The organism is Photorhabdus kayaii (genome assembly GCF_025384895.1).
Classification (GTDB): domain Bacteria; phylum Pseudomonadota; class Gammaproteobacteria; order Enterobacterales; family Enterobacteriaceae; genus Photorhabdus; species Photorhabdus kayaii.
The window spans coordinates 32028-55740 of the sequence record NZ_JAJAFZ010000012.1; the positions used below are offsets into that span (position 1 = coordinate 32028).

22 protein-coding genes are annotated in these 23713 nt (G+C 43.9%); 13 read left to right on the forward strand and 9 right to left on the reverse strand.

Going from position 1 to position 23713, the window contains the following annotated elements; all coding sequences use genetic code 11:
• From murD to lpxC, 9 genes are all read left to right on the forward strand, one after another.
• A complete protein-coding gene (murD, locus tag LGZ98_RS06790) occupies positions 1 to 1311 on the forward strand; it encodes a UDP-N-acetylmuramoyl-L-alanine--D-glutamate ligase (protein WP_228899538.1) in 1311 nt (436 codons plus the stop codon).
• Entirely contained in the window at positions 1311 to 2504 is a 1194-nt protein-coding gene (gene ftsW / locus LGZ98_RS06795) for a cell division protein FtsW (protein WP_113043347.1), read from the forward strand. The genes murD and ftsW overlap by 1 nt, the downstream gene beginning before the upstream one ends.
• Complete coding sequence (gene murG / locus LGZ98_RS06800; protein ID WP_113043346.1) at positions 2501 to 3568, forward strand: undecaprenyldiphospho-muramoylpentapeptide beta-N-acetylglucosaminyltransferase; 1068 nt, start codon at positions 2501 to 2503, stop codon at positions 3566 to 3568. Before ftsW ends, murG begins: the two co-directional genes overlap by 4 nt.
• A gap of 55 nt (positions 3569 to 3623) precedes the next feature.
• Complete coding sequence (murC, locus tag LGZ98_RS06805) at positions 3624 to 5099, forward strand: UDP-N-acetylmuramate--L-alanine ligase (RefSeq protein WP_113043366.1); 1476 nt, start codon at positions 3624 to 3626, stop codon at positions 5097 to 5099.
• Positions 5092 to 6012, forward strand: coding sequence for a D-alanine--D-alanine ligase (locus LGZ98_RS06810; RefSeq protein ID WP_113043345.1), 921 nt, complete (start codon positions 5092 to 5094; stop codon positions 6010 to 6012). Before murC ends, LGZ98_RS06810 begins: the two co-directional genes overlap by 8 nt.
• 1 nt (position 6013) lies before the next feature.
• A complete protein-coding gene (ftsQ, locus tag LGZ98_RS06815; RefSeq protein ID WP_113043344.1) occupies positions 6014 to 6820 on the forward strand; it encodes a cell division protein FtsQ in 807 nt (268 codons plus the stop codon).
• A gap of 41 nt (positions 6821 to 6861) precedes the next feature.
• Entirely contained in the window at positions 6862 to 8118 is a 1257-nt protein-coding gene (ftsA, locus tag LGZ98_RS06820; protein WP_011147813.1) for a cell division protein FtsA, read from the forward strand.
• Positions 8119 to 8180: 62 nt separating this feature from the next.
• Positions 8181 to 9341, forward strand: a complete 1161-nt coding sequence (gene ftsZ, locus LGZ98_RS06825; RefSeq protein WP_113043343.1) for a cell division protein FtsZ — start codon at positions 8181 to 8183, stop codon at positions 9339 to 9341.
• A 98-nt stretch (positions 9342 to 9439) separates the two neighbouring features.
• Positions 9440 to 10357: a UDP-3-O-acyl-N-acetylglucosamine deacetylase gene (gene lpxC / locus LGZ98_RS06830; protein WP_262977859.1), complete on the forward strand. Its 918-nt coding sequence runs from the start codon at positions 9440 to 9442 to the stop codon at positions 10355 to 10357.
• Between the two features lie 127 nt (positions 10358 to 10484).
• On the opposite strand, the gene LGZ98_RS06835 is transcribed toward lpxC, so the two are convergent.
• Entirely contained in the window at positions 10485 to 11012 is a 528-nt protein-coding gene (locus LGZ98_RS06835) for a DUF721 domain-containing protein (RefSeq protein WP_113043341.1), read from the reverse strand.
• Between the two features lie 32 nt (positions 11013 to 11044).
• Between LGZ98_RS06835 and secM the strand changes: the two genes are divergently transcribed.
• From secM to mutT, 3 genes are all read left to right on the forward strand, one after another.
• Positions 11045 to 11569: a secA translation cis-regulator SecM gene (gene secM / locus LGZ98_RS06840; protein ID WP_262977860.1), complete on the forward strand. Its 525-nt coding sequence runs from the start codon at positions 11045 to 11047 to the stop codon at positions 11567 to 11569.
• 83 nt (positions 11570 to 11652) lie between these two features.
• Positions 11653 to 14364 carry a preprotein translocase subunit SecA gene (secA, locus tag LGZ98_RS06845; protein WP_113043339.1) on the forward strand — a complete coding sequence of 904 codons (2712 nt, stop codon included), beginning with the start codon at positions 11653 to 11655 and terminating at the stop codon, positions 14362 to 14364.
• Positions 14365 to 14476: 112 nt separating this feature from the next.
• Positions 14477 to 14869: an 8-oxo-dGTP diphosphatase MutT gene (mutT, locus tag LGZ98_RS06850; RefSeq protein WP_113043338.1), complete on the forward strand. Its 393-nt coding sequence runs from the start codon at positions 14477 to 14479 to the stop codon at positions 14867 to 14869.
• Positions 14870 to 14907: 38 nt separating this feature from the next.
• On the opposite strand, the gene yacG is transcribed toward mutT, so the two are convergent.
• The 7 genes from yacG to nadC all read right to left on the reverse strand — a co-directional run bounded on the left by yacG (position 14908) and on the right by nadC (position 20804).
• The gene (gene yacG, locus LGZ98_RS06855) at positions 14908 to 15105 is read right to left on the reverse strand and encodes a DNA gyrase inhibitor YacG (protein ID WP_113043337.1); all 198 of its coding nucleotides are present in this window, start codon (positions 15103 to 15105) and stop codon (positions 14908 to 14910) included.
• A 30-nt stretch (positions 15106 to 15135) separates the two neighbouring features.
• Entirely contained in the window at positions 15136 to 15888 is a 753-nt protein-coding gene (gene zapD / locus LGZ98_RS06860; RefSeq protein WP_113043365.1) for a cell division protein ZapD, read from the reverse strand.
• The gene (gene coaE, locus LGZ98_RS06865; RefSeq protein WP_262977861.1) at positions 15881 to 16504 is read right to left on the reverse strand and encodes a dephospho-CoA kinase; all 624 of its coding nucleotides are present in this window, start codon (positions 16502 to 16504) and stop codon (positions 15881 to 15883) included. Before coaE ends, zapD begins: the two co-directional genes overlap by 8 nt.
• Before the next feature lie 103 nt (positions 16505 to 16607).
• Entirely contained in the window at positions 16608 to 17807 is a 1200-nt protein-coding gene (hofC, locus tag LGZ98_RS06870; protein ID WP_112895349.1) for a protein transport protein HofC, read from the reverse strand.
• Between the two features lie 2 nt (positions 17808 to 17809).
• A complete protein-coding gene (gene gspE, locus LGZ98_RS06875; protein ID WP_113043335.1) occupies positions 17810 to 19252 on the reverse strand; it encodes a type II secretion system protein GspE in 1443 nt (480 codons plus the stop codon).
• A gap of 41 nt (positions 19253 to 19293) precedes the next feature.
• The gene (gene ppdD / locus LGZ98_RS06880) at positions 19294 to 19716 is read right to left on the reverse strand and encodes a prepilin peptidase-dependent pilin (protein ID WP_011147801.1); all 423 of its coding nucleotides are present in this window, start codon (positions 19714 to 19716) and stop codon (positions 19294 to 19296) included.
• A gap of 197 nt (positions 19717 to 19913) precedes the next feature.
• The gene (gene nadC / locus LGZ98_RS06885; protein WP_262977862.1) at positions 19914 to 20804 is read right to left on the reverse strand and encodes a carboxylating nicotinate-nucleotide diphosphorylase; all 891 of its coding nucleotides are present in this window, start codon (positions 20802 to 20804) and stop codon (positions 19914 to 19916) included.
• A 511-nt stretch (positions 20805 to 21315) separates the two neighbouring features.
• Here nadC and ampE point away from each other — a divergent pair.
• Entirely contained in the window at positions 21316 to 22170 is an 855-nt protein-coding gene (gene ampE / locus LGZ98_RS06890) for a beta-lactamase regulator AmpE (RefSeq protein WP_113043333.1), read from the forward strand.
• A gap of 262 nt (positions 22171 to 22432) precedes the next feature.
• Here ampE and LGZ98_RS06895 read toward each other — a convergent pair whose 3' ends face one another.
• Positions 22433 to 23587 (reverse strand): hypothetical protein, encoded by a 1155-nt coding sequence (locus LGZ98_RS06895; RefSeq protein WP_113043332.1) that lies wholly within the window; start codon positions 23585 to 23587, stop codon positions 22433 to 22435.
• Between the last annotated feature and the right edge of the window lie 126 nt (positions 23588 to 23713).

The following is a 23713-nucleotide window of genomic DNA, read 5'->3' on the forward strand; positions in this document are numbered from 1 at the left end:
ATGGCGGATTATTTGGGTAAAAAAGTCGTCATTATCGGGTTGGGGCTGACGGGTCTCTCCTGTGTTGACTTTTTTATGGCACGAGGGGTGATCCCTCGTGTGATAGATACTCGTGCGGTACCACCCGGCAAGGATAAACTGCCCGCTGGTGTTGAGTGTCACAGTGGAAGCCTGAATGTTGGCTGGTTGATGGATACTGACTTGATTGTTGTAAGCCCAGGCGTTGCTTTGGCAACGGCGGAATTGCAGGCTGCGGCTAATGCAGGTATTGAAATTGTTGGTGATATCGAGTTGTTTTGCCGTGAAGCAACAGCCCCGATAGTCGCCATTACGGGTTCTAATGGTAAAAGTACCGTTACCAGTCTTGTCGGTGAAATGGCGAAAGCGGCTAATTGGCAGGTGGGTGTTGGCGGTAATATTGGCCTACCTGCATTAGAATTGTTGAAGAAATCTTGTCAGCTTTATGTCTTAGAGCTCTCCAGTTTCCAGTTGGAAACTACATATAGCCTGAACGCAACAGCCGCCGCTGTGCTTAATGTGACTGAGGACCATATGGATCGTTATCCTCAGGGGGTATCTCAGTACCGGGCGGCTAAACTGAGGATTTATCGTCAGGCGAAAAGATGTATTGTGAATGCTCAAGATCCCCTGACACTGCCTGAAACGGGTATGGATAGCCGTTGTGTCAGCTTTGGTGTCGATTGTGGTGACTACCAGCTTGATAGTGAAAATGCCTTTTTGAAAGTTCACAACCAATCACTGCTGGCGACAAATGAAATTAAGCTGACTGGACGACATAACTACGTCAATGGGTTGGTTGCATTGGCTTTAGCTGATGCGGTTGGTATTCCTCGTGAAGCCAGTTTGGCAACATTGACGGTTTATCCGGGACTTGACCACCGTTTCCAGCTTGTTCGTCTGAACAACGGGGTGCGTTGGATTAACGATTCTAAGGCGACCAATGTTGGCAGTACGGTGGCGGCACTTGATGGTCTGAACCTGGAGGGCTCGCTTTATTTGCTATTAGGTGGTGATGGTAAGTCGGCAGATTTTTCTCCGCTTAAACCTTTCCTGAGCGGGAATAAAGTTCAGCTTTACTGCTTTGGTCGGGATGGAAAACAGTTGGCTCAACTCCGCCCGGAAATAGCGATATTGACTGAAACTATGGAACAGGCGATACGTGATATTGCTCCGCGTCTGGTGGCTGGTGACATGGTGCTGTTATCTCCTGCTTGTGCAAGCCTTGATCAGTTCCGTAATTTTGAACAGCGCGGTCATGAATTTGCCCGTTTGGCAAAGGAGTTGGGCTGATGTCTATTCCGGGATTCAGTAGATTAAAAGACTGGGTTATTGGTGGCCGTGAAACTGATGCCACCAATATGGTGTTGTATGATCGCACACTGGTTTGGCTGACACTCGGATTAGGAATTATCGGCTTTGTTATGGTGACATCAGCATCGATGCCGGTTGGGCAGCGTCTTGCAGAAGATCCGTTTCTGTTTGCTAAGCGTGATGCGATTTATCTCTTGCTGGCTTTCGGGTTGTCATTGATTACATTGCGTATCTCGATGGATTTCTGGCAACGCTATAGCAATCTGATGCTGCTTATTTCCATTATTTTGTTGCTGGTTGTCCTGGTGGTGGGAAATTCAGTAAATGGTGCATCGCGTTGGATTGCCATTGGGCCTTTGAGAATTCAACCTGCTGAGTTATCGAAACTTTCTCTATTTTGCTATCTCGCCAGTTATTTGGTGCGCAAAGTAGAAGAAGTGCGGAATAACTTTTGGGGATTCTGTAAGCCAATGGGCGTGATGGTCGTGTTAGCAGTGTTACTTCTGGCTCAACCTGACTTGGGAACAGTGGTTGTACTGTTTGTAACAACGTTGGCAATGCTATTTCTGGCCGGGGCAAAATTATGGCAGTTTCTAGCAATTATTGGTTCAGGGGTATTCGCGGTGGTTTTGTTAATCATTGCTGAACCTTACCGTATACGCCGTGTAACTTCCTTTCTGGACCCTTGGGAAGATCCATACGGCAAAGGTTATCAATTAACGCAATCTTTGATGGCTTTTGGTCGAGGGGAGTTTTTAGGGCAAGGACTAGGAAATTCAGTACAGAAACTGGAATACCTGCCGGAAGCACATACTGACTTTATTTTCTCTGTTTTGGCAGAAGAATTAGGTTACGTAGGTGTGGTTTTGGTGTTGTTAATGATATTCTTCGTCGCTTTTCGCGCAATGACGATAGGTCGCCGCGCATTACAAATGGATCAGCGTTTTTCGGGTTTTCTGGCTTGTTCGGTGGGTATTTGGTTTAGTTTCCAAGCTCTGGTTAACGTTGGGGCCGCCGCAGGTATGTTACCGACTAAAGGTTTGACTTTACCTTTGATTAGTTACGGTGGTTCAAGTTTGCTGATTATGTCGACAGCTATCGTATTGCTATTAAGAATTGATTTTGAAACACGCTTGGCAAAAGCTCAAGCGTTTGTAAGGAGCCCCCGATGAGTGGCAAAACCCGGCGTTTGATGGTGATGGCAGGTGGAACTGGAGGACATGTCTTCCCGGGTCTGGCTGTAGCTCATCATTTAAAAGACCAGGGCTGGGACGTTCTCTGGTTGGGAACAGCGGATCGTATGGAAGCCGATTTAGTGCCAAAACATGGCATTGATATTGAATTTATTCAGATTTCTGGTCTGCGAGGTAAAGGGATCAAAGCATTGTTGGCTGCCCCGGTCCGAATTTTCAAAGCAATCCGTCAGGCAAAGGCGATTATGCGTCGCTATCAGCCAGATGTCGTGCTTGGCATGGGGGGATATGTTTCTGGTCCCGGCGGCGTTGCTGCGTGGATGTGCGGTGTTCCGGTTGTATTGCATGAACAGAATGGTATTGCCGGGCTGACAAACCGGTGGCTGGCTAAAATCGCTACGACTGTTTTACAAGCATTTCCCGGCGCATTTCCAAAAGCGCCCGTTGTTGGCAATCCTGTTCGCGAAGATGTGTTGACACTGCCTGTACCTGAACAACGTTTGGCAGGGCGTGAAGGTCCGATTCGAGTTCTGGTTGTTGGTGGCAGTCAGGGGGCGAGAATTCTTAACCAGGCAATGCCTGAAATTGCTGCCCGTATGGGTGATAAAATTACTCTTTGGCATCAGACAGGCAAAGGGGCTAAAGAGAGTGTTCAGAATGCCTATGACAATTCAGTTAAATGCGAACATAAGATTACTGAATTTATTGACGATATGGCACAAGCTTATGCTTGGGCTGATGTGGTGATTTGTCGTTCTGGCGCGTTGACGGTTAGTGAAGTGTCAGCGGCGGGATTACCTGGGATTTTTGTGCCATTTCAGCATAAAGATCGTCAGCAATACTGGAATGCGTTACCTCTAGAAAAGGTTGGCGCAGCAAGAATATTGGAGCAACCCCAATTTACGGTTGATGCAGTAATCGAATTATTAACTCAATGGCAACGGCCACAATTGCTGGAAATGGCGGTAAAAGCCCGTTCAGCAGCAATTGTTGATGCAACTGAGCGAGTATCGGCGGCATTAATCGATGCGGCAAAAAAATGATTTAGACCGCCTTAAAAGGGGCGGTGAAGCAAACATATATAGTGAAGAAGAAAACGTGAATACACAACAACTGGCGAAATTAAGAGTTTTCGTGCCTGAGATGAGAAAAGTCAGGCACATCCACTTTGTTGGCATTGGTGGTGCTGGCATGGGGGGGATCGCCGAAGTGTTGGCTAATGAAGGTTATCAGATTAGTGGATCTGATTTGGCACCAAACCCGGTAACTCGTCAACTGACTAAGTTGGGCGCTCAGATTTATTTTAATCATCGTCCTGAAAATATACTGGATGCCAGTGTTGTTGTGGCTTCAAGCGCAATCTTGGCGGATAACCCGGAAATTGTTGCTGCTCGTGAGGCCCGAATTCCGGTTATTCGCAGAGCAGAGATGTTGGCAGAACTGATGCGCTACCGTCATGGTATTGCTATTGCCGGGACTCACGGTAAAACGACAACAACAGCGATGATTTCTAGCATCTATGCACAGGCTGGTTTAGATCCCACTTTTGTTAATGGTGGTTTAGTTAAAGCAGCAGGAACGCATGCTCGTCTTGGCAGTAGCCGTTATTTAATTGCGGAAGCTGACGAAAGTGATGCTTCTTTCTTGCATTTGCAGCCGATGGTGGCGGTCATTACGAATATCGAAGCAGACCATATGGATACCTATCATGGTGACTTCGAAAACTTGAAACAGACGTTTATCAACTTCTTGCACAACCTACCTTTTTACGGGCGTGCAGTCATGTGCATTGATGATCCGGTTGCCAAAGAGTTAATTCCTCGTGTTGGGCGCTATATCACGACGTATGGTTTTAGTGAGGACGCGGACGTACGTATCACCCATTATCAGCAAAAAGGTGCTCAGGGATATTTTACTGTTAGTCGTCAAGATATGGCAGATCTGAAAGTCGTATTGAATGCACCGGGCCGCCATAATGCGCTGAATGCGGCGGCAGCAGTGGCTGTTGCGACTGAGGAAGGGATTTCTGGCAGTGATATTTTGGCTGCGTTGGCAGGTTTTCAGGGAACCGGGCGCCGTTTTGATTTTTTGGGGAATTTTCCTCTGGAACATGTTAACGGCAAAGGTGGCAGTGCGATGTTGGTTGATGATTATGGTCATCATCCAACGGAAGTGGATGCAACCATTAAAGCCGCTCGCGCGGGCTGGCCGGATAAACGGATTGTGATGATATTTCAACCTCATCGTTATACCCGTACCCGTGATTTGTACGATGACTTTGCCAATGTATTGAATCAGGTAGATGTATTGCTGATGTTGGATGTTTACTCTGCGGGTGAAGTGGTTATTCCGGGGGCAGATAGTCGTTCGTTGTGCCGTACTATCCGTAGCCGCGGTAAGTTAGATCCGATTTTGGTCTCTGATCCGGCAAAGGTGACCGCTGCATTGGCACAGGTGCTGGATGGTAATGATTTAATTCTGGTTCAAGGGGCCGGCAATATAGGCAAAATAGCGCGTAATCTGGCTGAAACGAAATTACAGCCATCTTTGAATGAGGAAAAACACAATGGCTGAGAAAGTCGCGGTACTGTTGGGCGGAACTTCCGCTGAGCGTGAAGTTTCGCTGTTATCGGGACAAGCCGTGTTGGCTGGATTGAGAGAAGCGGGTATTGATGCATATCCAGTTGATACAAAAGATTTTCCTGTGACTCAACTTAAAGAAGCTGGATTTGAGAAAGTCTTTATCGCGCTTCATGGGCGTGGTGGGGAAGACGGTACTTTGCAAGGTGTATTGGAATTTTTGCAGTTACCCTATACCGGTAGTGGCGTGATGGCCTCTGCACTGTCAATGGATAAATTGCGTACAAAACAGTTATGGCAGGGAATTGGGTTGACTGTTTCGCCATATGTTTCAATTAATTCTCAGCAATTTGAACGATTGACTGATTCTCAACTCCAAGAATATGTAGCAGATTTAGGTTTGCCATTAATTGTTAAGCCAAGTCTGGAAGGTTCCAGTGTTGGTATGACTAAGGTTGATGAGATTTCAGAGTTGCGTGGCGCATTAGAGGCAGCGTTTCGTTATGACGTTGACTTGCTGGTAGAAAAATGGTTGAACGGCCCGGAATACACAGTAGCCATCCTTGGTGATGCGGCTTTACCTTCTATTCGTATTCAACCCGCTGCTGTTTTTTATGACTATGATGCAAAATATTGGTCTGAAGAAACACAATATTTTTGTCCAAGTGGCTTAAGTGATGAAAAAGAGCAGCAATTGACAGAACTGGCGCTTAAAGCTTATCAGTCAGTTGGATGCAGTGGTTGGGGGCGAGTTGATGTCATGATGGATACTGATGGTGATTTCTATCTGTTGGAAGTGAATACCTCTCCGGGGATGACCAGTCACAGCTTGGTGCCGATGGCTGCGCGTCAGGCTGGATTAAGTTTTTCACAGTTGGTGGTAAAGATTTTGGAGTTGGCTGATTGATATGTCTCAAGCGGCCCTGAAAGTGAGGGGACGGGATAATGAAAATAGCAGTTCCCGTCCTAGTAACGGCTCTTATCTGGCAGGGCTTATCTTCTTCCTGATGGTACTTGGGACCATTATTTGGGGAGGTTTGGCCGTCCTTAACTGGATGAAAGATGCTAACAGATTGCCTATTTCAAAATTGGTGGTAACGGGTGAGCGTCACTACACTACCAACGATGATATCCGGCAAGCAATTTTGTCATTAGGGCAACCGGGAACTTTCATGACGCAGGATGTGAATATCATTCAGCAACAAATTGAACGGATGCCGTGGATAAGGCAAGTCACTGTCCGCAAACAGTGGCCTGATGAACTGAGAATTCATCTGGTAGAATATATCCCTTATGTGCGCTGGAATGACACACAGATGCTGGATGCCGAAGGTCAGGTATTCAGCATTCCGGCTGAATGGGGAGCTAAAGGGTATTTCCCGATGCTTTATGGCCCACAAGGCAGTGAAAAAGAAGTACTTGATGGTTACCGAGCCATGGCTAAACTTCTCGCTGCCAATAAACTGAAATTAAAAGCGGCGGCAATGACTGCGCGTCGTTCCTGGCAACTGACTCTGGATAATGGTATCCAGCTAAAGCTGGGAAGAATGGATGCAACAGGCCGTATTAAACGTTTTATCGAGCTTTATCCGCTGTTACAGCAGAACACAGAGAAAAGGGTAGATTATGTGGATTTGCGTTATGACAGTGGTGCCGCGGTAGGTTGGGCATCTTTACCAATGGGTGATCCTAATGCTCCGGTCAAAGGGCAATAAACAATTACTGGCAATAATTATATGAGGCAGGCAGAACAACGATGATCAAATCGACGGACAGAAAATTAGTAGTTGGCCTAGAGATTGGCACAGCAAAGGTATCTGCCCTTGTTGGTGAAATTCTGCCCGATGGTATGGTTAATATTATCGGGGTGGGAAGCTGTCCATCCCGCGGTATGGATAAAGGCGGTGTAAACGACCTAGAGTCGGTTGTTAAATGTGTACAGCGGGCTATCGATCAGGCTGAATTGATGGCAGATTGTCAAATTTCCTCTGTTTATCTGGCGTTATCTGGAAAACATATCAGTTGTCAGAATGAAATCGGGATGGTTCCTATTTCCGAAGAGGAAGTTACTCAGGAAGATGTGGACAATGTTGTTCATACTGCCAAATCAGTTCGTGTACGTGATGAATACCGAATACTGCATGTTATTCCGCAAGAATATGCTATCGATTATCAGGAAGGCATTAAAAATCCGGTGGGGCTTTCCGGTGTGCGTATGCAGGCGAAAGTTCACTTGATTACCTGTCATAATGATATGGCGAAGAATATTGCAAAAGCCGTTGAACGCTGTGGCTTGAAAGTCGATCAGCTTATTTTTTCCGGGTTGGCTGCCAGCTATGCTGTTTTGACCGAAGACGAGCGTGAATTGGGCGTTTGCGTGGTAGATATTGGCGGAGGGACGATGGATATTGCGGTGTATACCGGCGGAGCGCTGCGTCATACCAAAGTTATTCCTTATGCCGGTAACGTTGTCACCAGTGATATTGCTTATGCCTTTGGTACGCCACCAAGCGATGCGGAAACGATAAAAGTACGCCACGGTTGTGCACTAGGTTCGTTGGTCAGCAAAGATGAAAGTGTGGAGGTACCTAGTGTCGGTGGACGCCCACCACGTAGCTTACAGCGTCAGACGTTGGCTGAAGTCATTGAGCCGCGTTACATCGAATTACTGAATTTAGTGAATGATGAAATCTTGCGATTGCAGGAACAGTTACGCCAGCAGGGGGTTAAACACCATCTGGCTGCGGGTATTGTCTTGACTGGCGGTGGTGCTCAGATTGATGGTTTGGCTGAATGCGCTCAGCGTGTGTTCCATGCTCAGGTGCGTATCGGTCAACCTCTTAATATTACTGGTCTGACGGACTATGCGCAGCAACCCTATTATTCAACAGCGGTAGGGTTGCTGCATTACGGAAAAGCCTCTCATCTTAATGGTGATGCGGATATTGAAAAACATGTTTCAGTGAGCCGTTGGTTTAAGAGAGTCAGTAGCTGGCTGAAAAAAGAGTTTTAATTTTATACAGAGACTACATCTATTTTTAGTCTCGATATAAAGGCATAAAGCGGAGAGAAACTATGTTTGAACCAATAGAATTAACCAATGACGCGGTGATTAAGGTCATCGGCGTCGGCGGCGGCGGCGGTAACGCTGTTGAGCACATGGTGCGTGAACGCATCGAAGGTGTTGAATTCTTTGCAGTAAATACGGATGCTCAGGCATTGCGTAAAACTGCTGTCGGCCAGACTATCCAGATTGGTAATGGTATTACTAAAGGTTTGGGGGCGGGTGCAAACCCGGAGGTTGGTCGTACTGCTGCTCAAGAAGATCGGGATGCATTGCGTACTGCGCTTGATGGTGCGGATATGGTATTTATCGCTGCCGGTATGGGCGGTGGTACCGGTACTGGCGCCGCGCCTGTGGTGGCTGAGATTGCAAAAGAGCTGGGAATTTTGACAGTTGCTGTGGTGACTAAGCCTTTCAATTTCGAAGGTAAGAAACGTATGGCGTTTGCCGAACAAGGGATCACTGAATTGTCCAAGCATGTGGATTCATTGATTACTATCCCTAACGACAAACTGTTAAAAGTACTTGGCCGCGGCATTTCACTACTGGACGCTTTCGGCGCAGCTAATGATGTTTTGAAAGGGGCGGTTCAGGGTATCGCTGAACTGATCACGCGTCCAGGTCTAATGAATGTTGACTTTGCTGATGTGCGTACCGTGATGTCCGAAATGGGCTACGCTATGATGGGTTCCGGTATTGCGCAGGGTGAAGATCGTGCGGAAGAAGCTGCTGAGATGGCGATATCCAGCCCATTGCTGGAAGATATCGACTTGTCAGGCGCTCGTGGTGTTCTGGTTAACATTACTGCTGGCTTTGATCTGCGTTTGGATGAGTTCGAAACAGTGGGTAACACGATCCGTGCATTTGCATCTGATAATGCAACCGTCGTGATCGGTACTTCTTTAGATCCAGACATGAATGATGAGTTGCGTGTGACTGTGGTTGCCACGGGTATTGGTATGGATAAACGCCCTGAAATTACGTTGGTTACCAATAAGTCTTCTCAGTCAAGTGTAATGGAACACCGTCATCAGCAAATGCCTGGCGGTATGTCTTCATTGTCTGAAGAAAATAAACCAGCAGCAAAAGTGGTGAATGACCAAAACGTACAAACTAGCAAGGAGCCCGATTATTTGGATATTCCTGCATTTTTGCGTAAACAGGCCGATTAATAGCTAAAAAATTGGATTCTCCGCTTTTTGTGCTAAACTTGCCCGCCAATCATAGTGTATAGTGGTTGGCAGGATGGATAACATTGCGAGATAAAACGATGATCAAACAAAGGACACTTAAACGTATTGTTCAGGCGACTGGTGTCGGTCTACATACCGGCAAAAAAGTCATGCTAACAATGCGCCCAGCACCGGCTAACACCGGGGTCATCTATCGCCGCACTGACTTGAATCCACCGGTTGATTTTCCGGCAGATGCAAAATCCGTGCGTGATACTATGCTTTGTACTTGCCTGGTAAATGAGCATGACGTGCGAATCTCAACGGTTGAGCACCTGAATGCAGCGCTTGCGGGGTTAGGTATCGATAATATTATTATCGAAGTTGATGCGCCAGAAATTCCCATTATGGATGGTAGTGCCAGCCCGTTTGTTTTCCTGCTGCTGGATGCGGGTATTGAAGAGCTGAACACATCTAAAAAATTCCTGCGTATTAAGGAAACCGTGCGTGTGGAGGAGGGGGATAAGTGGGCAGAGATGGCACCTTATAATGGTTTCAGCTTGGATTTCACTATTGATTTCAATCACCCTGCGATTGATTCAAGCACTCAAAGTTACTGTCTGGATTTCTCGGCAGAAGCGTTTGTTCGTCAAATCAGTCGTGCACGTACATTTGGCTTTATGCGTGATATTGAGTACTTACAATCTAAAGGGTTGTGTTTAGGTGGCAGCTTTGATTGTGCGATTGTTGTTGATGACTATCGTGTGCTTAATGAAGATGGCTTGCGTTTTGAAGACGAATTTGTTCGCCATAAAATGCTGGATGCAATTGGTGATCTGTTTATGTGTGGCTATAACATCATTGGCGCATTTACTGCGTTCAAATCTGGTCATGCGTTGAACAATAAACTATTGCAGGCAGTTCTGGCGCAAGAAAGTGCATGGGAGCTGACTACTTTCGAAGATGAAGCTGAAATGCCATTGGCTTTTCGTGCTCCATCAACTGTAATGGCATAACTCTCTAGTATGCTGATAATAATTCAATGATATATCAGTGGGTTATGTTATCAGTGGTTTTGTTCTCGCTGATGTTTTTTACTCGGCGTCAACACTATTCAGCGTTAGCACTTAAATTTATTTAGCGTTATCGCTTAGTCGTTTTAGCTGTACTGGCACTCTCTCCGGCCAGTGCAGCTAGTCGTTCTAATCTTTCCTTCAGCTTTTTTGGACTACGGTTCGCTAGCATTATTAATTCTTTCGCACTCTCTTGACTTAACTGACGTGTCGGTAAAGTTTTATGCTCATCGCTCATCGTTTTTGCGAAGCTCTGCGCACTATTGCCATGCTTAATCATGAGTGATGGGTTAATCCTGATGTCGATAGATGACAATGATGGTAGAATTTCGCTTCTTAGTGTAGAAAGCAGCGTTGGCAGCTCGTAACGCAATCTGGTCATCCAACTGGCGTTTCCTGCTTCCAGTACCAGAATTTGTTTGCGATAATTAGCGACCCGGCACCACGGATGTAATTGTGCGGGAAGCAAGCTGACAACGGCACGGTTAAGTTTTAACAAAGCGAAGGCACGTTGCTGGATAACATGAAGCGGGCTTTTCTCAACGGCGGCGGCGTCTTCAAAAAGAACATCTAATGATTGTGGGCGGCTATCGCGCATAATGAAAGTAGCTCCGGTATGATGAAGGATTAATGGGTATTCTAAATCTTTGGCGACAATTTGGCAGACGTTATTTCTGGTCACATCTGTTATTAGGGGTGGTTGCGGCAAGTATTGGCGTTCCTACCATTTTAGCGGGTGTTCCCGATAATATTTCACAAGCTAATACCTCGCCTAGCCAGAGTTGGCAAAATCAGGCTTTATCGGCTTTTGATAATCTATTCTCATTGCAGAATGTTCAACACCAGCCAGCCAATGGCGTTAATTACTGGCAACAACATGCTGTACGTAACGTGATCAGACAGCTTTCTTTTGCTTTTTCTGTTTCGCAACCTATGAGTGATGAAACAGCAAAACAAAGTATCCGGTTAAGTTCTTCCAGTATTCAGCAGCTTGTTCTGGAAACCCTGAATACACTATTAATTCGGGAACCTAAGCCACCTGAACCAGTTTTAGATATACCGTTCCTGAATGTTGTATCACAATCTTCTTATACTCCGACGTTTTGGATTGCTAAAGCCCAAGGTATCCGTGCAGGTCCTACTGCTTACCTCTGAATCTTCGTTTTTTTACAAATTTTCGAAATAAATAACTATTTGCTGGCTGCGAGATAACGGCCTTATCTGAGATGTAATTGATTATGCTGATTAAATTATTAACAAAGGTTTTTGGTAGTCGTAATGACCGTACACTGCGTCGTATGCGTAAAGTTGTTGATGTCATCAACCGCATGGAGCCAGAGTTTGAAAAATTGTCTGATGATGAATTGAAGGGTAAAACAGTCGAATTCCGTGCCCGTTTGGAAAAAGGCGAATCGCTGGAAAATCTGTTACCTGAAGCGTTTGCAACAGTACGTGAAGCAAGTAAGCGCGTGTTTGCTATGCGTCATTTCGACGTTCAGTTACTGGGTGGTATGGTTCTGAATGAACGTTGCATTGCGGAGATGCGCACTGGTGAAGGTAAAACACTGACAGCGACTTTGCCTGCTTATTTGAATGCATTAACTGGGCATGGTGTTCACGTAGTCACAGTGAATGATTATCTGGCGCAGCGTGATGCCGAAAATAACCGCCCATTGTTTGAATTTCTGGGATTGAGTGTTGGTATTAACCTGCCAGGTATGCCGGCACCCGTTAAACGCCAGGCATATGCTGCGGATATTACCTATGGTACTAACAACGAATATGGCTTTGACTATCTTCGTGACAACATGGCATTTAGCCCGGAAGAGCGTGTTCAGCGTAAGCTACATTACGCGCTAGTGGATGAAGTTGACTCCATTCTGATTGACGAAGCGCGGACGCCATTGATTATCTCTGGCCCTGCTGAAGATAGTTCTGAGTTTTATATCAAAGTCAATAAGTTGATCCCTAAATTGATTCGTCAGGAAAAAGAGGATTCAGAGACTTTCCAGGGAGAAGGCCATTTTTCTGTCGACGAAAAGTCCCGTCAGGCTAACTTGACGGAACGCGGTTTAGTTTTGATTGAACAATTACTGGCAGAAGCCAACTTGATGGAAGAAGGTGAATCCCTATATTCGCCAACCAATATCATGTTAATGCACCATGTTACAGCCGCACTACGTGCCCATGTGCTGTTTACCCGTGATGTTGACTATATCGTGAAAGATGGTGAAGTCATTATTGTTGATGAGCATACGGGCCGTACTATGCAGGGGCGTCGCTGGTCTGATGGATTGCATCAGGCTGTTGAAGCTAAAGAGGGTGTAGAAATTCAGAATGAAAACCAAACGTTAGCTTCAATTACCTTCCAAAACTACTTCCGGTTGTATGAAAAACTGGCGGGTATGACCGGTACGGCAGATACAGAAGCGTTTGAGTTTAGCTCTATTTATAAGCTTGATACCATTGTGGTTCCGACAAACCGTCCAATGATCCGTAATGATTTGCCAGATCTGGTTTATATGACCGAAGCTGAAAAAATTGAAGCTATCATTGAAGATATCCGAGAACGTACCAGCAAGGGGCAACCTGTATTGGTGGGAACTATTTCTATTGAAAAATCTGAACTGGTTTCCCGTGAACTGACTAACGCGGGTATCGAGCACAACGTACTTAACGCCAAATTTCATGCAATGGAAGCGGACATTATTGCTCAGGCTGGTCAAGCGAGTACGGTAACCATTGCAACTAATATGGCGGGTCGTGGTACAGATATTGTGCTAGGCGGTAGTTGGCAGGCAGAAATTGCTAAACTGACAGAGTCCACAGAAGCTCAGATTGAAGAGATTAAAGCCGCATGGCAGGAGCGTCATGACATGGTTCTGGCGGCGGGTGGTTTGCATATTATCGGTACGGAGCGTCATGAGTCTCGTCGTATTGATAATCAGTTACGCGGGCGTTCCGGGCGTCAAGGGGATGCGGGATCATCCCGTTTCTATTTATCAATGGAAGACTCACTGATGCGTATTTTTGCCTCTGATCGTGTCACTGGCATGATGCGTAAACTGGGTATGAAACCGGGTGAGGCGATTGAACATCCGTGGGTAACTAAAGCCATTGCTAATGCTCAGCGTAAAGTGGAGAGCCGTAACTTCGATATACGTAAGCAATTGTTAGAATACGATGATGTTGCTAACGATCAGCGCCGTGCTATTTATACTCAGCGTAACGACTTACTGGATGTGAGTGATGTTAGTGAAACCATTGGTAGCATTCGTGAAGATGTATTTAAAGCAACCATCGATGCTTATATTCCCCCTCAATCTCTGGAAGAGATGTGGGATGTGGAAGGTTTGCAGCAACGTTTAGTGACTGATTTCGATTTAGAGTTGCCGATCAAAGAGTGGTTGGATAAAGAGCCTGAGTTACACGAAGAGACGTTGCGTGAGCGTATCCTTGAACAGGCTGTTGAAGTCTATAGACGTAAAGAAGAGATTGTTGGCATTGAAATGATGCGTAATTTCGAAAAAGGTATCATGTTACAGACTCTGGATATGTTGTGGAAAGAGCATCTGGCAGCAATGGATTACCTACGTCAGGGGATCCATCTCCGTGGTTATGCTCAGAAAGATCCAAAACAGGAATATAAACGTGAATCTTTCGCTATGTTTGCAAACATGCTGGAATCGCTGAAATATGAAGTGATTAGTACATTGAGCAAAGTTCAAGTGAGATTGCCGGAAGAAGTAGAGGCATTGGAGCAGCAGCGCCGGGCGGAAGCTGAACGCTTGGCAAGGCAACAGCAATTAAGCCATGAGGTTGAAAAAGGCGCATTGATGTCTACAACAGAAGCTCAGATTGCCAGTGGAGCTCGTAAAGTAGGCCGTAATGATCCTTGTCCTTGTGGATCGGGTAGAAAATATAAACATTGCCACGGGCGCTTGCAGTAACAATGAAAAGGCGGGAAACCGCCTTTTTACTGTTAGTTTTAAGTGAGCAACGTTGGATATAGCATTTGGTTGTTGAGCAATCAAAAAGAATAGATGAAGAAGTAAGGGTAATATGGAAAAGAAACACCTGCATATAGCCGCTGGGATTATCAGAAATACGCAACATGAAATTTTTATTACTCAGCGTCATGCTGATGTCCATATGGGTGGTTTCTGGGAATTCCCTGGTGGGAAAGTTGAGAAAGAAGAAACGCCTGAACAGGCTTTAATACGTGAGTTACAGGAAGAAATTGGTATTACAGTTACTCATTATGAGCTGGTAAAAACGGTTGAACATGATTTTCCTGACAGGTTGATTACCCTGTATTTCTTCTTGGTGGATGAATGGGAAAATGAACCTTTCGGTAAAGAAGAGCAACTTTCTCGGTGGGTATTACAGAAAGATTTAATTGCTGATGAATTCCCGCCTGCTAATCGTAGCATTGTTGCATTACTTACCGCTTGAGTTGTCAATAGCCGCATTATTAATAACGCGGCTATTTATTATTGCTCAGGTTGTCCACTCCAATCATCACTATCGGAGTTTTCATTTTGGCTTGGTATCCGTTTCTCTTCATTTGCCCACTGGCCTAAGTCAATTAATTGACAGCGTTTACTGCAAAATGGGCGATATGGGCTTATTTTTCCCCAAACCACAGTCTTACCACATGTTGGACATTCAATCGTGAGTAATTCAGACATAATAATTTTCCTGATAATTAGTTCGTAATATTAACAGCATGCCAATTCAAATGGTAAATGAGTTGGCACGGAGCCTTTTTCACTATCTAATGGTAAAAAACGGATAGCAAAGCGGGTCTTATGACCGGAAATTTGGGGAAACAATAAAGGTGTTAATGGCAAACGTAATCTTAGTAAATCTGCGCCTTCTGCTGTATTCTGATGGAAACCGTTTTTACTGATTTCTGAACGAAAAATAGCAGATTGGCGGATGAGTTCTAAAATACTTTCCAGGGCTTGTTGGAGAGGTAGCAAACTATCAATCCAGAATGCGACCATTTTATCTCTTTCTGATTGTGGTAAGTGAAGCCATAGATGTAGGGTGGGTAGATCAAAACCACAGCAGCCACTGGGAATACTGAGACGCTGGCGCACCAGGCTGATAATTTTATCTTCTTTAAGGGATTGCCCCAGCCGTGGAGCTTTACTTAATGCGATAGCTCGCTCTTTCAATTTTAATCTGAAGCTATTGACGATATTAATATCAACATCGGGTATTTCAGCCCATTGTTTTAATTTTGCCTGTTGGCGTTCTAATTCTTTTAGCAATTCAGAACGTACTTCCCCACGTTCTAGTACTTCAAGTAGCTCAGTCACAGTGCGGAAGAAGGCGAGGCTGCTTGCTAGTGAGTCTAGATGGCGTTGACTGGTGAGTTGTTGCAGAGAAGATTCAATTCTCAACCATGCCCGCATTTTTTCATTCAGAGGGTGTTCAAAAATGATTGTAGAAGTTGTGTCACTTATCATGATTATCCTGCTTGGCTGATCCAGCTAACTTTAAATATTGTTGATGTAGTTCGGCAACACGAGGAGCAATTGCCTGTACGTTATCATGATTTGAGATAATGTCATCGGCATAAGCCAGCCTCTCGCTACGGGATGCCTGGGCAGCTAAAATATTTTCAACCTGTTGGTTGCTAATGCCATCACGAGTGGCTACCCGGCTGATTTGTAATTCAGGTGAAACGTCAACGACTAAAATCCGATCTGCCAAATGCCTTAAATTATTTTCGACTAATAATGGAATAACCCAAATAACATAAGGTGCCGTTATCTGTTCTAATTGCCGTCGGGTTTCTTGATGTATTAGAGGGTGAAGAAGTTGATTAACCCACTGTTTTTTTTGATTATTTGTGAATATTTTCTGGCGTAACAGTGCTCGGTTAAGGTTACCATCGGGTGTCAATATGTCATGACCAAAGTGTTCTGAAATGGTTTGTAAGGCAGGTGTTCCAGGAGCAACGACTTCTCTGGCAATAATATCTGCGTCAACAAGAGGAACACCAAGCGCTGCAAAAGCATTGGCGATGGTGGTTTTACCGCTGCCAATCCCACCTGTGAGTGCAATAATATAAGTCATCCTATCCCTTAATATTACTTGATACTATTTCGGGATTGTAACCGAAAGGGGGCAGATGACCTAGAGACAAAGCGACAGAATCATTTTTGCTTTAGGTGAGTCTTTAGGTGAGTATTGTACCCAGTTGAAAAATGGGTAAATACATTGCGAGCAATAGCGTACCGACAATAATTGCTATTATGACTATAAGTATTGGTTCTAGTAACTGGGTCATATTATCAGAAATCTCCAATGCTTGTTGTTGGTACCAATTAGCGAGATTGCCTAATAATAGCTCCAGATTGCCAGATTCTTCACCAACACTGACAAACTGCTGACACAGAGCAGGAAAACAAGATTGTTGTTTCAGTGTTTCGCTCATTGGTACCCCTTGATTAATTTGAGCTCGTAAGAATTTAGTCGCTTGCAGAAATACCGGATGATTTATTGATGCAATAGCACTGTCTAACCCTGCGGTGAGTGTTAGGCCGGCTTTTTGTGTCATAAACAGAATATGGAAAAGTTGTCCTAATTGCTGACAACTAATTAATTTTGCAATAACGGGTAAACGTAACATTAGATTTTTTTCACGAGTAATCCATATTGTATGGCGTTGACGTAATTGTAGATAAAATAGAAACAGTATAATTAATCCAATAACACCATAGCCACCATATTGAATCAGCCAGTTGGAAGTGATTAATAAACTGCGGGTGAGCAGAGGAAGCTGTGCATCAAATGAATGATAAATATGTTCAAATTCAGGTAAAACAAAAATAAGCATCAATAAAATAATGATGCTGGCAACAATGGTAATAATCAGAGGATAACGCAGTGCTTTTGCTATTTTCTTCTGTAACTTATCTTGTTGCTCCTGTTGTTTAACCAATAATTGACAGCAGACTTCTAATTGCCCGGTTAATTCACCAACAGAAATAAGTTGACAAAATAAAGGTGGGAATAGAAATGGATAATTTTTTAATGAGGAGGAAAATGATTCTCCACGGGTAATTTTCTTGCTAATATCTAATAATACACAGTGCCATAATGGATGAGCACATTCTCGAATAAGAATGTTGAGGCAATTCAGTAATGGCATTCCTGATGATAATAGTGTTGCCAATTGACGAATGAAATTCAAACGGTAGGCAATTTGTTGTTGATGATAAAATATCAATTTTTCACATTTTATATTATAAGGTTGCAATCCAGAATGAATAAGCTGATGATATAAAACTTTCCTGTTATCACATAGTGATTTCCCTTTTGATATTTCGCCTTTGTTGTTCACTGCTTGCCAATTATAAAGATAATGGATTTTCATTACTATTCCTGACCTGTGACTTGATAAATTTCTTCTAATGTCGTGATACCTTGTTCCACTAATAAAATACCGGATGAAAGTAAAGTGTCTTTTCTTTGAGCCATAATGGTTTTTTGCACATTTTTAGGATTCTGTTCTGATAATATTTGTTGAATATCATAAGTTATTTCTAAGAATTCATAAATAGCCGTTCGGCCATAATAACCGGAGAAACAATGCTCACAACCAACTGCTAACCATTGCTTAATGAATAGAGAATTATTTTCAATATTAATAATGGTTTCTTCTGTTTGTTGCTTGCGGCAATGAAGACATAATTTTCTGACAAGTCGTTGGGCGATAATTAATTTGATACAAGAAGCAGCCATATAACCTGAAATACCCAGATTTTGTAGGCGCGATAATGTATCTATGGTTGAATTAGTATGCAATGTGGAAAGAACCAAATGACCTGTTTGTGCCGCTTTTACTGAAATTTCGGCTGTTTCGCCATCACGTATTTCTCCTACCATAATGACATCAGGATCTTGGCGCAATAGTGCCCGTAATACTTTGGCAAAATTGAGCTCGATTTTGCTATTAGTTTGTGTCTGATTAATGCCATTCAGTGGGATCTCGACGGGATCTTCTACACTACAAATATTCTTTTTATTCTGATCCAGATATTGTAAGCAGCTATATAAAGTTACGGTTTTCCCACTACCCGTTGGACCAGTCACTAAAATCATTCCTTGTGGTAATGCGAGTTTTTGTCGGAGCTGATTTAATAATGGGTCAGGAATACCTAATTGATCTAACGATAATTGCTGCATTGTATTTAATATTCTAAGCACAACTTTTTCTCCGTGTATGGTTGGCAAAGTTGCCATACGGATAGCATAGTTGTGTCGGGTGTCAGACCAATCAAATTGTCCATCTTGAGGTAACCGTTTTTCAGCAATATTCAATTTCGCCATTATTTTAAGGCGTGCGGCAATGCTTGCATTCATTTGATGAGATGGCGAAGACAAGAGGTGTAATGCGCCATCAACCCGGATACGGATACGATAACCCTGTTGGAAGGGTTCAAAATGAATATCGGATGCACGCCGTTGAATTGCAGTTAATAAAGTTTGATTAATAAGTTGAATGACGGGGGCATCATTTTCATCTGTATTGATATCAGCTTTAAGTGGTAATAGAGAGGATTCTTCCTCTGGTGCATGACTCAGTGAAATATTTTGATGTAATACTGATTCGATCCTTGCCAGTGGCCAAATTTCTACATTAACAATACATCCGGAAATAAAGCGTAATGCTGATAATAAATCATCATTGGGTAATTCGCTGCTGGCAATTGTTATCGTATTATCATCTTTTTTTATCACAACAGATTGGTGGCGTTGACAAATATCATGAATTTCTTTTTCCATTAATGTATTTTCCGTTGCTGAAAGTGAGTTCATTGTTGTTTCCTGGGTAAATGTGTATTGATAAGAGTAATGAATTAAAATTCAAATATTTCCTGACAACGACTTTTTAATGAATTGTTTGTCGATTCACATTTAATATTCCATTTAATTATACCTGTTTGTGTATTTTGTGTCGGCTTTAATGTAACGCTGAGGTTTTTAAGACTCTGTTTACCGTTAATGGTAACTTCCCCATTTTTAACTGAAATGTTATCGATATATCTGCTGTTATGTTCTTTTGGAATTGACACTGCTCCTGCATTGCAACCATTGAAATCTTCAGTTTCAAAACCGCAAAGTTCTATCCCTGATTTATAAGGTACAATATTTTGTAGTATATCTGTTAAAGCGGCTTTCTGGATATATCCTTGATAACTAGGAATACCAATGGCACTTAAGATGGAAATGATAGCAATAGCAACCATGATCTCCATTAAAGTAAATCCTTGTTGTTTCATATTTTTTCTCCGTGTTGTGGTATTGCGATATAGAGAATGAAGGAAAGAGAAAAAAATGAAATAGGATATATGAAGGTTATGGAATTGACTCGAAAAAGAATTTTTGGATTGCAAGGTTTGCAAAAATATTTACGGTGGTGTTCGCAAATTTGCTAGTTACTCATTGCTGATTTACACCACCATCAATATTATTATTGCTAATTAAAGCGCATGGAGAGATCTAATGCTCTAATATGTTTGGTGAGTGCTCCAACAGAAATAAAATCGATGCCTGTTTCAGCATAGCTGCGCAAAGTATCCAGGGTGATATTACCGGATACTTCTAAAGCGACTTTACCTGATGTGATAGCGACGGCTTCTTTCATCATTGGAATAGTAAAATTATCTAGCATAATAATATCAACATTAGCTTTGAGTGCCAGAATGAGTTCATCTAGCGTTTCTACTTCGACTTCAACAGGGACATTAGGGTGAGAATAACGAGCTTTATCTACTGCCTGTTTAATAGAGCCATTGGCAATAATATGGTTTTCTTTAATAAGGAAAGCATCAAATAATCCGAGGCGGTGATTATTACCACCTCCACAAAGTACAGCATATTTTAAGGCGGTGCGTAATCCTGGTAGCGTTTTGCGTGTATCAAGTAATTGAGTTTTTAAACCGGTAAGACAGTGAACATAATGACGGACTTCCGTTGCAACGCCAGAGAGAGTTTGAATAAAGTTAAGGGCGGTGCGTTCACCGGTCAGTAATATCTGTGCTGGGCCTCGTAATATGCAAAGTTTTTGGTTAGCTGTAATCGCATCACTATCTTTGACTAACCATTCAATGGAGATTTGGTCGCCTAATTGAGTAAAAACTTCATTCAACCATTGTTGTCCACAGAAAATGCCATCTTCCCGAGTGATAATGACAGCGGTGGCTTGTTTATCTGCGGGAATTAATTGGCCGGTAATATCAGAGGTGAAATTTGTATTTCCGCCCAGATCTTCTTTTAGTGCGAGGGTTACACTGGCAGGAATGTCGTTCTGCAAGTGTTCCATAAGAACTGCACGGCGCTGATCTACATTGTAATTTTGTTTTGTCATTAAAAAGCTCCAGAGGTGATAACAATATTGATGGTCTTAACATGCTACCCTGTTGTGTAGTGAACAACTACTATCTTGGTTTTATCATCTAGATTAAGGAAAAGAAAAAATGTGGTTGCATGATGAATTGAGTTAGAAAAATTCTTTCACACGATTTGTGCCCACAGGTGAGCAACTGTTTTATTGGTTATTCATCGTATTAGTTTGTCTCCGGGAAAGCTTTGTTGTACTGACACAATGGCTTATAGGTAGACCCGGATATATACCCTATGGATTTCAAGATGCATCGCGGCGGCAAGGGAGCGAATCCCCGGGAGCATAGATAACTATGTGACCGGGGTGAGTGAGTGCAGCCAACAAAGAGGTAACTTGAAAGATGACGGGTATAGGAAGGGCTGGATATAAAAGAGCATATCACTGGCTATAATGATGTTGTTCTGGGAAGAAAAATTGATCTGGGACTTTATTTCGATTGGACACATTACCAGCAATTGTTACAGGAGCAGAAAGAATGACTCTCTTTATACTGTTGTTAGTGTTGGCGTGGGAACGAGTTTTTAAAATGGGTGACCATTGGCAATTGGAGCACCGTCTTGAGCCATTATTTACCGGTATGAAATCCTTTTCGTTATGGAAAAGTCTTTTGATGACGTTAGCAGTCATGCTGATAACATGGTTACTGATTGAAATATTAAATGATTTTATGTTCGGTGTTCTTGAACTGGTGTTATGGGTGTTCATTTGTTTGCTGTGCATTGGAGCGGGGCGCTTACGGCATGACTATCGTGAATATTTTCGTACTGTTCATCAGGATGATAGGGAACAACAAAGGGAATATCTTACGCGTCTCGTAATTATTCATGGTTTACCCTCTGATGCCAGCAAAGAGAATATGTTGCGAGAGATACAAAATGCGTTGTTATGGATAAATTTTCGCTATTATCTGGCGCCGATTTTTTGGTTGATTGTAGCGGGTAAATTAGGTCCGGTTGTTTTGATGGGATATGGCTTTTTGAGAGCTTATCAGGGATGGTTAGCGCAATATGGTACTTCGGTTCAGCGTGCGCAATCTGGTGTTGATAGCTTGTTGCATTGGTTGGATTGGGTTCCTGCTCGTCTGGCGGGTGTTGCCTATGCTTTATTAGGGCATGGTGAACGGGCTTTACCGGCGTGGGTTGCTTCTCTTAGTGATTTAAGAACTTCACAATATAAAGTGCTCTGTCAGCTTGCTCAGTTTTCATTAAGTCGCGAGCCTCATCTTGATTCAATTCAAACGCCTGTTGCAGCGGTGATATTGGCGAAAAAGGTGACTTTTTCTATCATTGTTGTCGTTGCTTTACTGACGATTTATGGGGCATTGGTTTGATTCGTTGTCTTAATGACTCTGATTTGTCGAAGTTTCATCAAATTAATCACTCTATACCCTATGGATTTCAAGATGCATCGCGACGGCAAAGGAGCGAATCCCCGGGAGCATAGATAACTATGTGACCGGGGTGAGCGAGTGCAGCCAACAAAGAGGCAACTTGAAAGATGACGGGTATATAAGGAGTCATTTAACTTATCTAGGGTTGTCGGCTAGCTTGTTGCAGCGCCGGTAGGCGCTGCAACAAGAGTAATAACTAAGCCTATGGGGCGACGAAGTTAACATCCGACCATACGGAAATGACCGCGACGGCTCTGGCTAGCCCTCCGGCACCGTCAGTCTTCAACAGAATCGGTACCACAGACACTTGCGTCGATGCCGTATAACTATCGTCCCCTTGTTTAACGTATCTTGCATTTTGCCCTTCACTTCGGTGCCCGGTACTGAGTGATAAGGGTTTGTTGGCCGCATCAGTAAACATGAAGGCGACATCCTCTATTGACGAGGCCAAGGCATTTGGTTTCCCCGGCACAAACGGCCCATCGATCCGGTAAAGCAGGCGTGAATTTTGAAATACATCATCATCGCCGGAACAGGTGCTGCTTATCCCTATCTGCCTTGCTAACTCAAGTGGATCTCCCACCTGTTTACCGGCTCTTTTCACTGTTCCCCAATCCACCGATGACGGAGTAAGAACAACCGCACAGGTGGACGGCTTTTTAACGGATGAAAGGATGACTGTAGTCCACAGGGGTTTCAACATGCCGTTAGAGCCCGATATGGTCGCAGGAGTCCAGCCGATCGCGCCCACTGACAAATAACTTCCAGCCGGTTTTGCATTGAAATTCCCGTCACTGTCCGGGTAAATGGCTCCGGTCACCGAGCGGACACTGATATCAACCAGACCGTTGGCATCCGGGACGCAGGGAAGGTTAACGCCAGCATTCCCTTTGACCAGACTGGTTGATTGATAAGTATTGGGTGAACCATGTGTCTGGCAAGAGAGTGAAGATTGCCCGATATCAACCATAAAGTCGCCAGCCTTTCCTACCCGGACGCTACCCGGTGATGACGAAGAGATCAATGAGCTGGTCCCCGATCCTAAGGTGTAGGCCATAAACTGGGTCCCGGTGGGGACGCGACAGGTTGTCGACCAGTCAAGAGGGCCACTGGTGGTATATCCCACTATTTCATCCCGTGAATAATCACGCTTATCTTTGTTGTTCGGCATCATGGCATAGCCGGTGACGGTTACATTGCTAACCTTATTCACCAGTTCTGTTTCGCAATCCTGATAAGTCTCGGCCGCCTGGAGGGGTAATGCGGTCAATAAAAAGAGCAGTGACACCCCCAGCCCCATGATGGTTGGGACGGGGTTTCCTGTATGACCGCCCCACAAACGTTCAGTTTTTAACATCCTTCTCTCTCCAAATTATTCATCTGTTCACCTCGCTCTTTCACTGTCGGGGCTAACTTCGCTTTTGGTGGCGCCCCGGACGTAAAAGTGAGACAGGTGATATCTCATCGGGCACACCGGTCAGGT

Excerpts from the sequence above, each read along its gene's own strand:
- mutT (WP_113043338.1), top strand. The coding sequence starts at position 14,477 with ATGGAAAAGAAACACCTGCATATAGCCGCTGGGATTATCAGAAATACG.
- coaE (WP_262977861.1), bottom strand. The coding sequence starts at position 16,504 with ATGACTTATATTATTGCACTCACAGGTGGGATTGGCAGCGGTAAAACC.
- nadC (WP_262977862.1), bottom strand. The coding sequence starts at position 20,804 with ATGACAAAACAAAATTACAATGTAGATCAGCGCCGTGCAGTTCTTATG.
- ampE (WP_113043333.1), top strand. The coding sequence starts at position 21,316 with ATGACTCTCTTTATACTGTTGTTAGTGTTGGCGTGGGAACGAGTTTTT.
- gspE (WP_113043335.1), bottom strand. The coding sequence starts at position 19,252 with ATGAACTCACTTTCAGCAACGGAAAATACATTAATGGAAAAAGAAATT.
- LGZ98_RS06810 (WP_113043345.1), top strand. The coding sequence starts at position 5,092 with ATGGCTGAGAAAGTCGCGGTACTGTTGGGCGGAACTTCCGCTGAGCGT.
- secA (WP_113043339.1), top strand. The coding sequence starts at position 11,653 with ATGCTGATTAAATTATTAACAAAGGTTTTTGGTAGTCGTAATGACCGT.
- murD (WP_228899538.1), top strand. The coding sequence starts at position 1 with ATGGCGGATTATTTGGGTAAAAAAGTCGTCATTATCGGGTTGGGGCTG.
- LGZ98_RS06895 (WP_113043332.1), bottom strand. The coding sequence starts at position 23,587 with ATGTTAAAAACTGAACGTTTGTGGGGCGGTCATACAGGAAACCCCGTC.
- ftsW (WP_113043347.1), top strand. The coding sequence starts at position 1,311 with ATGTCTATTCCGGGATTCAGTAGATTAAAAGACTGGGTTATTGGTGGC.
- ppdD (WP_011147801.1), bottom strand. The coding sequence starts at position 19,716 with ATGAAACAACAAGGATTTACTTTAATGGAGATCATGGTTGCTATTGCT.
- ftsZ (WP_113043343.1), top strand. The coding sequence starts at position 8,181 with ATGTTTGAACCAATAGAATTAACCAATGACGCGGTGATTAAGGTCATC.
- secM (WP_262977860.1), top strand. The coding sequence starts at position 11,045 with ATGGGTATTCTAAATCTTTGGCGACAATTTGGCAGACGTTATTTCTGG.
- ftsQ (WP_113043344.1), top strand. The coding sequence starts at position 6,014 with ATGTCTCAAGCGGCCCTGAAAGTGAGGGGACGGGATAATGAAAATAGC.
- murG (WP_113043346.1), top strand. The coding sequence starts at position 2,501 with ATGAGTGGCAAAACCCGGCGTTTGATGGTGATGGCAGGTGGAACTGGA.
- yacG (WP_113043337.1), bottom strand. The coding sequence starts at position 15,105 with ATGTCTGAATTACTCACGATTGAATGTCCAACATGTGGTAAGACTGTG.
- LGZ98_RS06835 (WP_113043341.1), bottom strand. The coding sequence starts at position 11,012 with ATGCGCGATAGCCGCCCACAATCATTAGATGTTCTTTTTGAAGACGCC.
- lpxC (WP_262977859.1), top strand. The coding sequence starts at position 9,440 with ATGATCAAACAAAGGACACTTAAACGTATTGTTCAGGCGACTGGTGTC.
- hofC (WP_112895349.1), bottom strand. The coding sequence starts at position 17,807 with ATGAAAATCCATTATCTTTATAATTGGCAAGCAGTGAACAACAAAGGC.
- ftsA (WP_011147813.1), top strand. The coding sequence starts at position 6,862 with ATGATCAAATCGACGGACAGAAAATTAGTAGTTGGCCTAGAGATTGGC.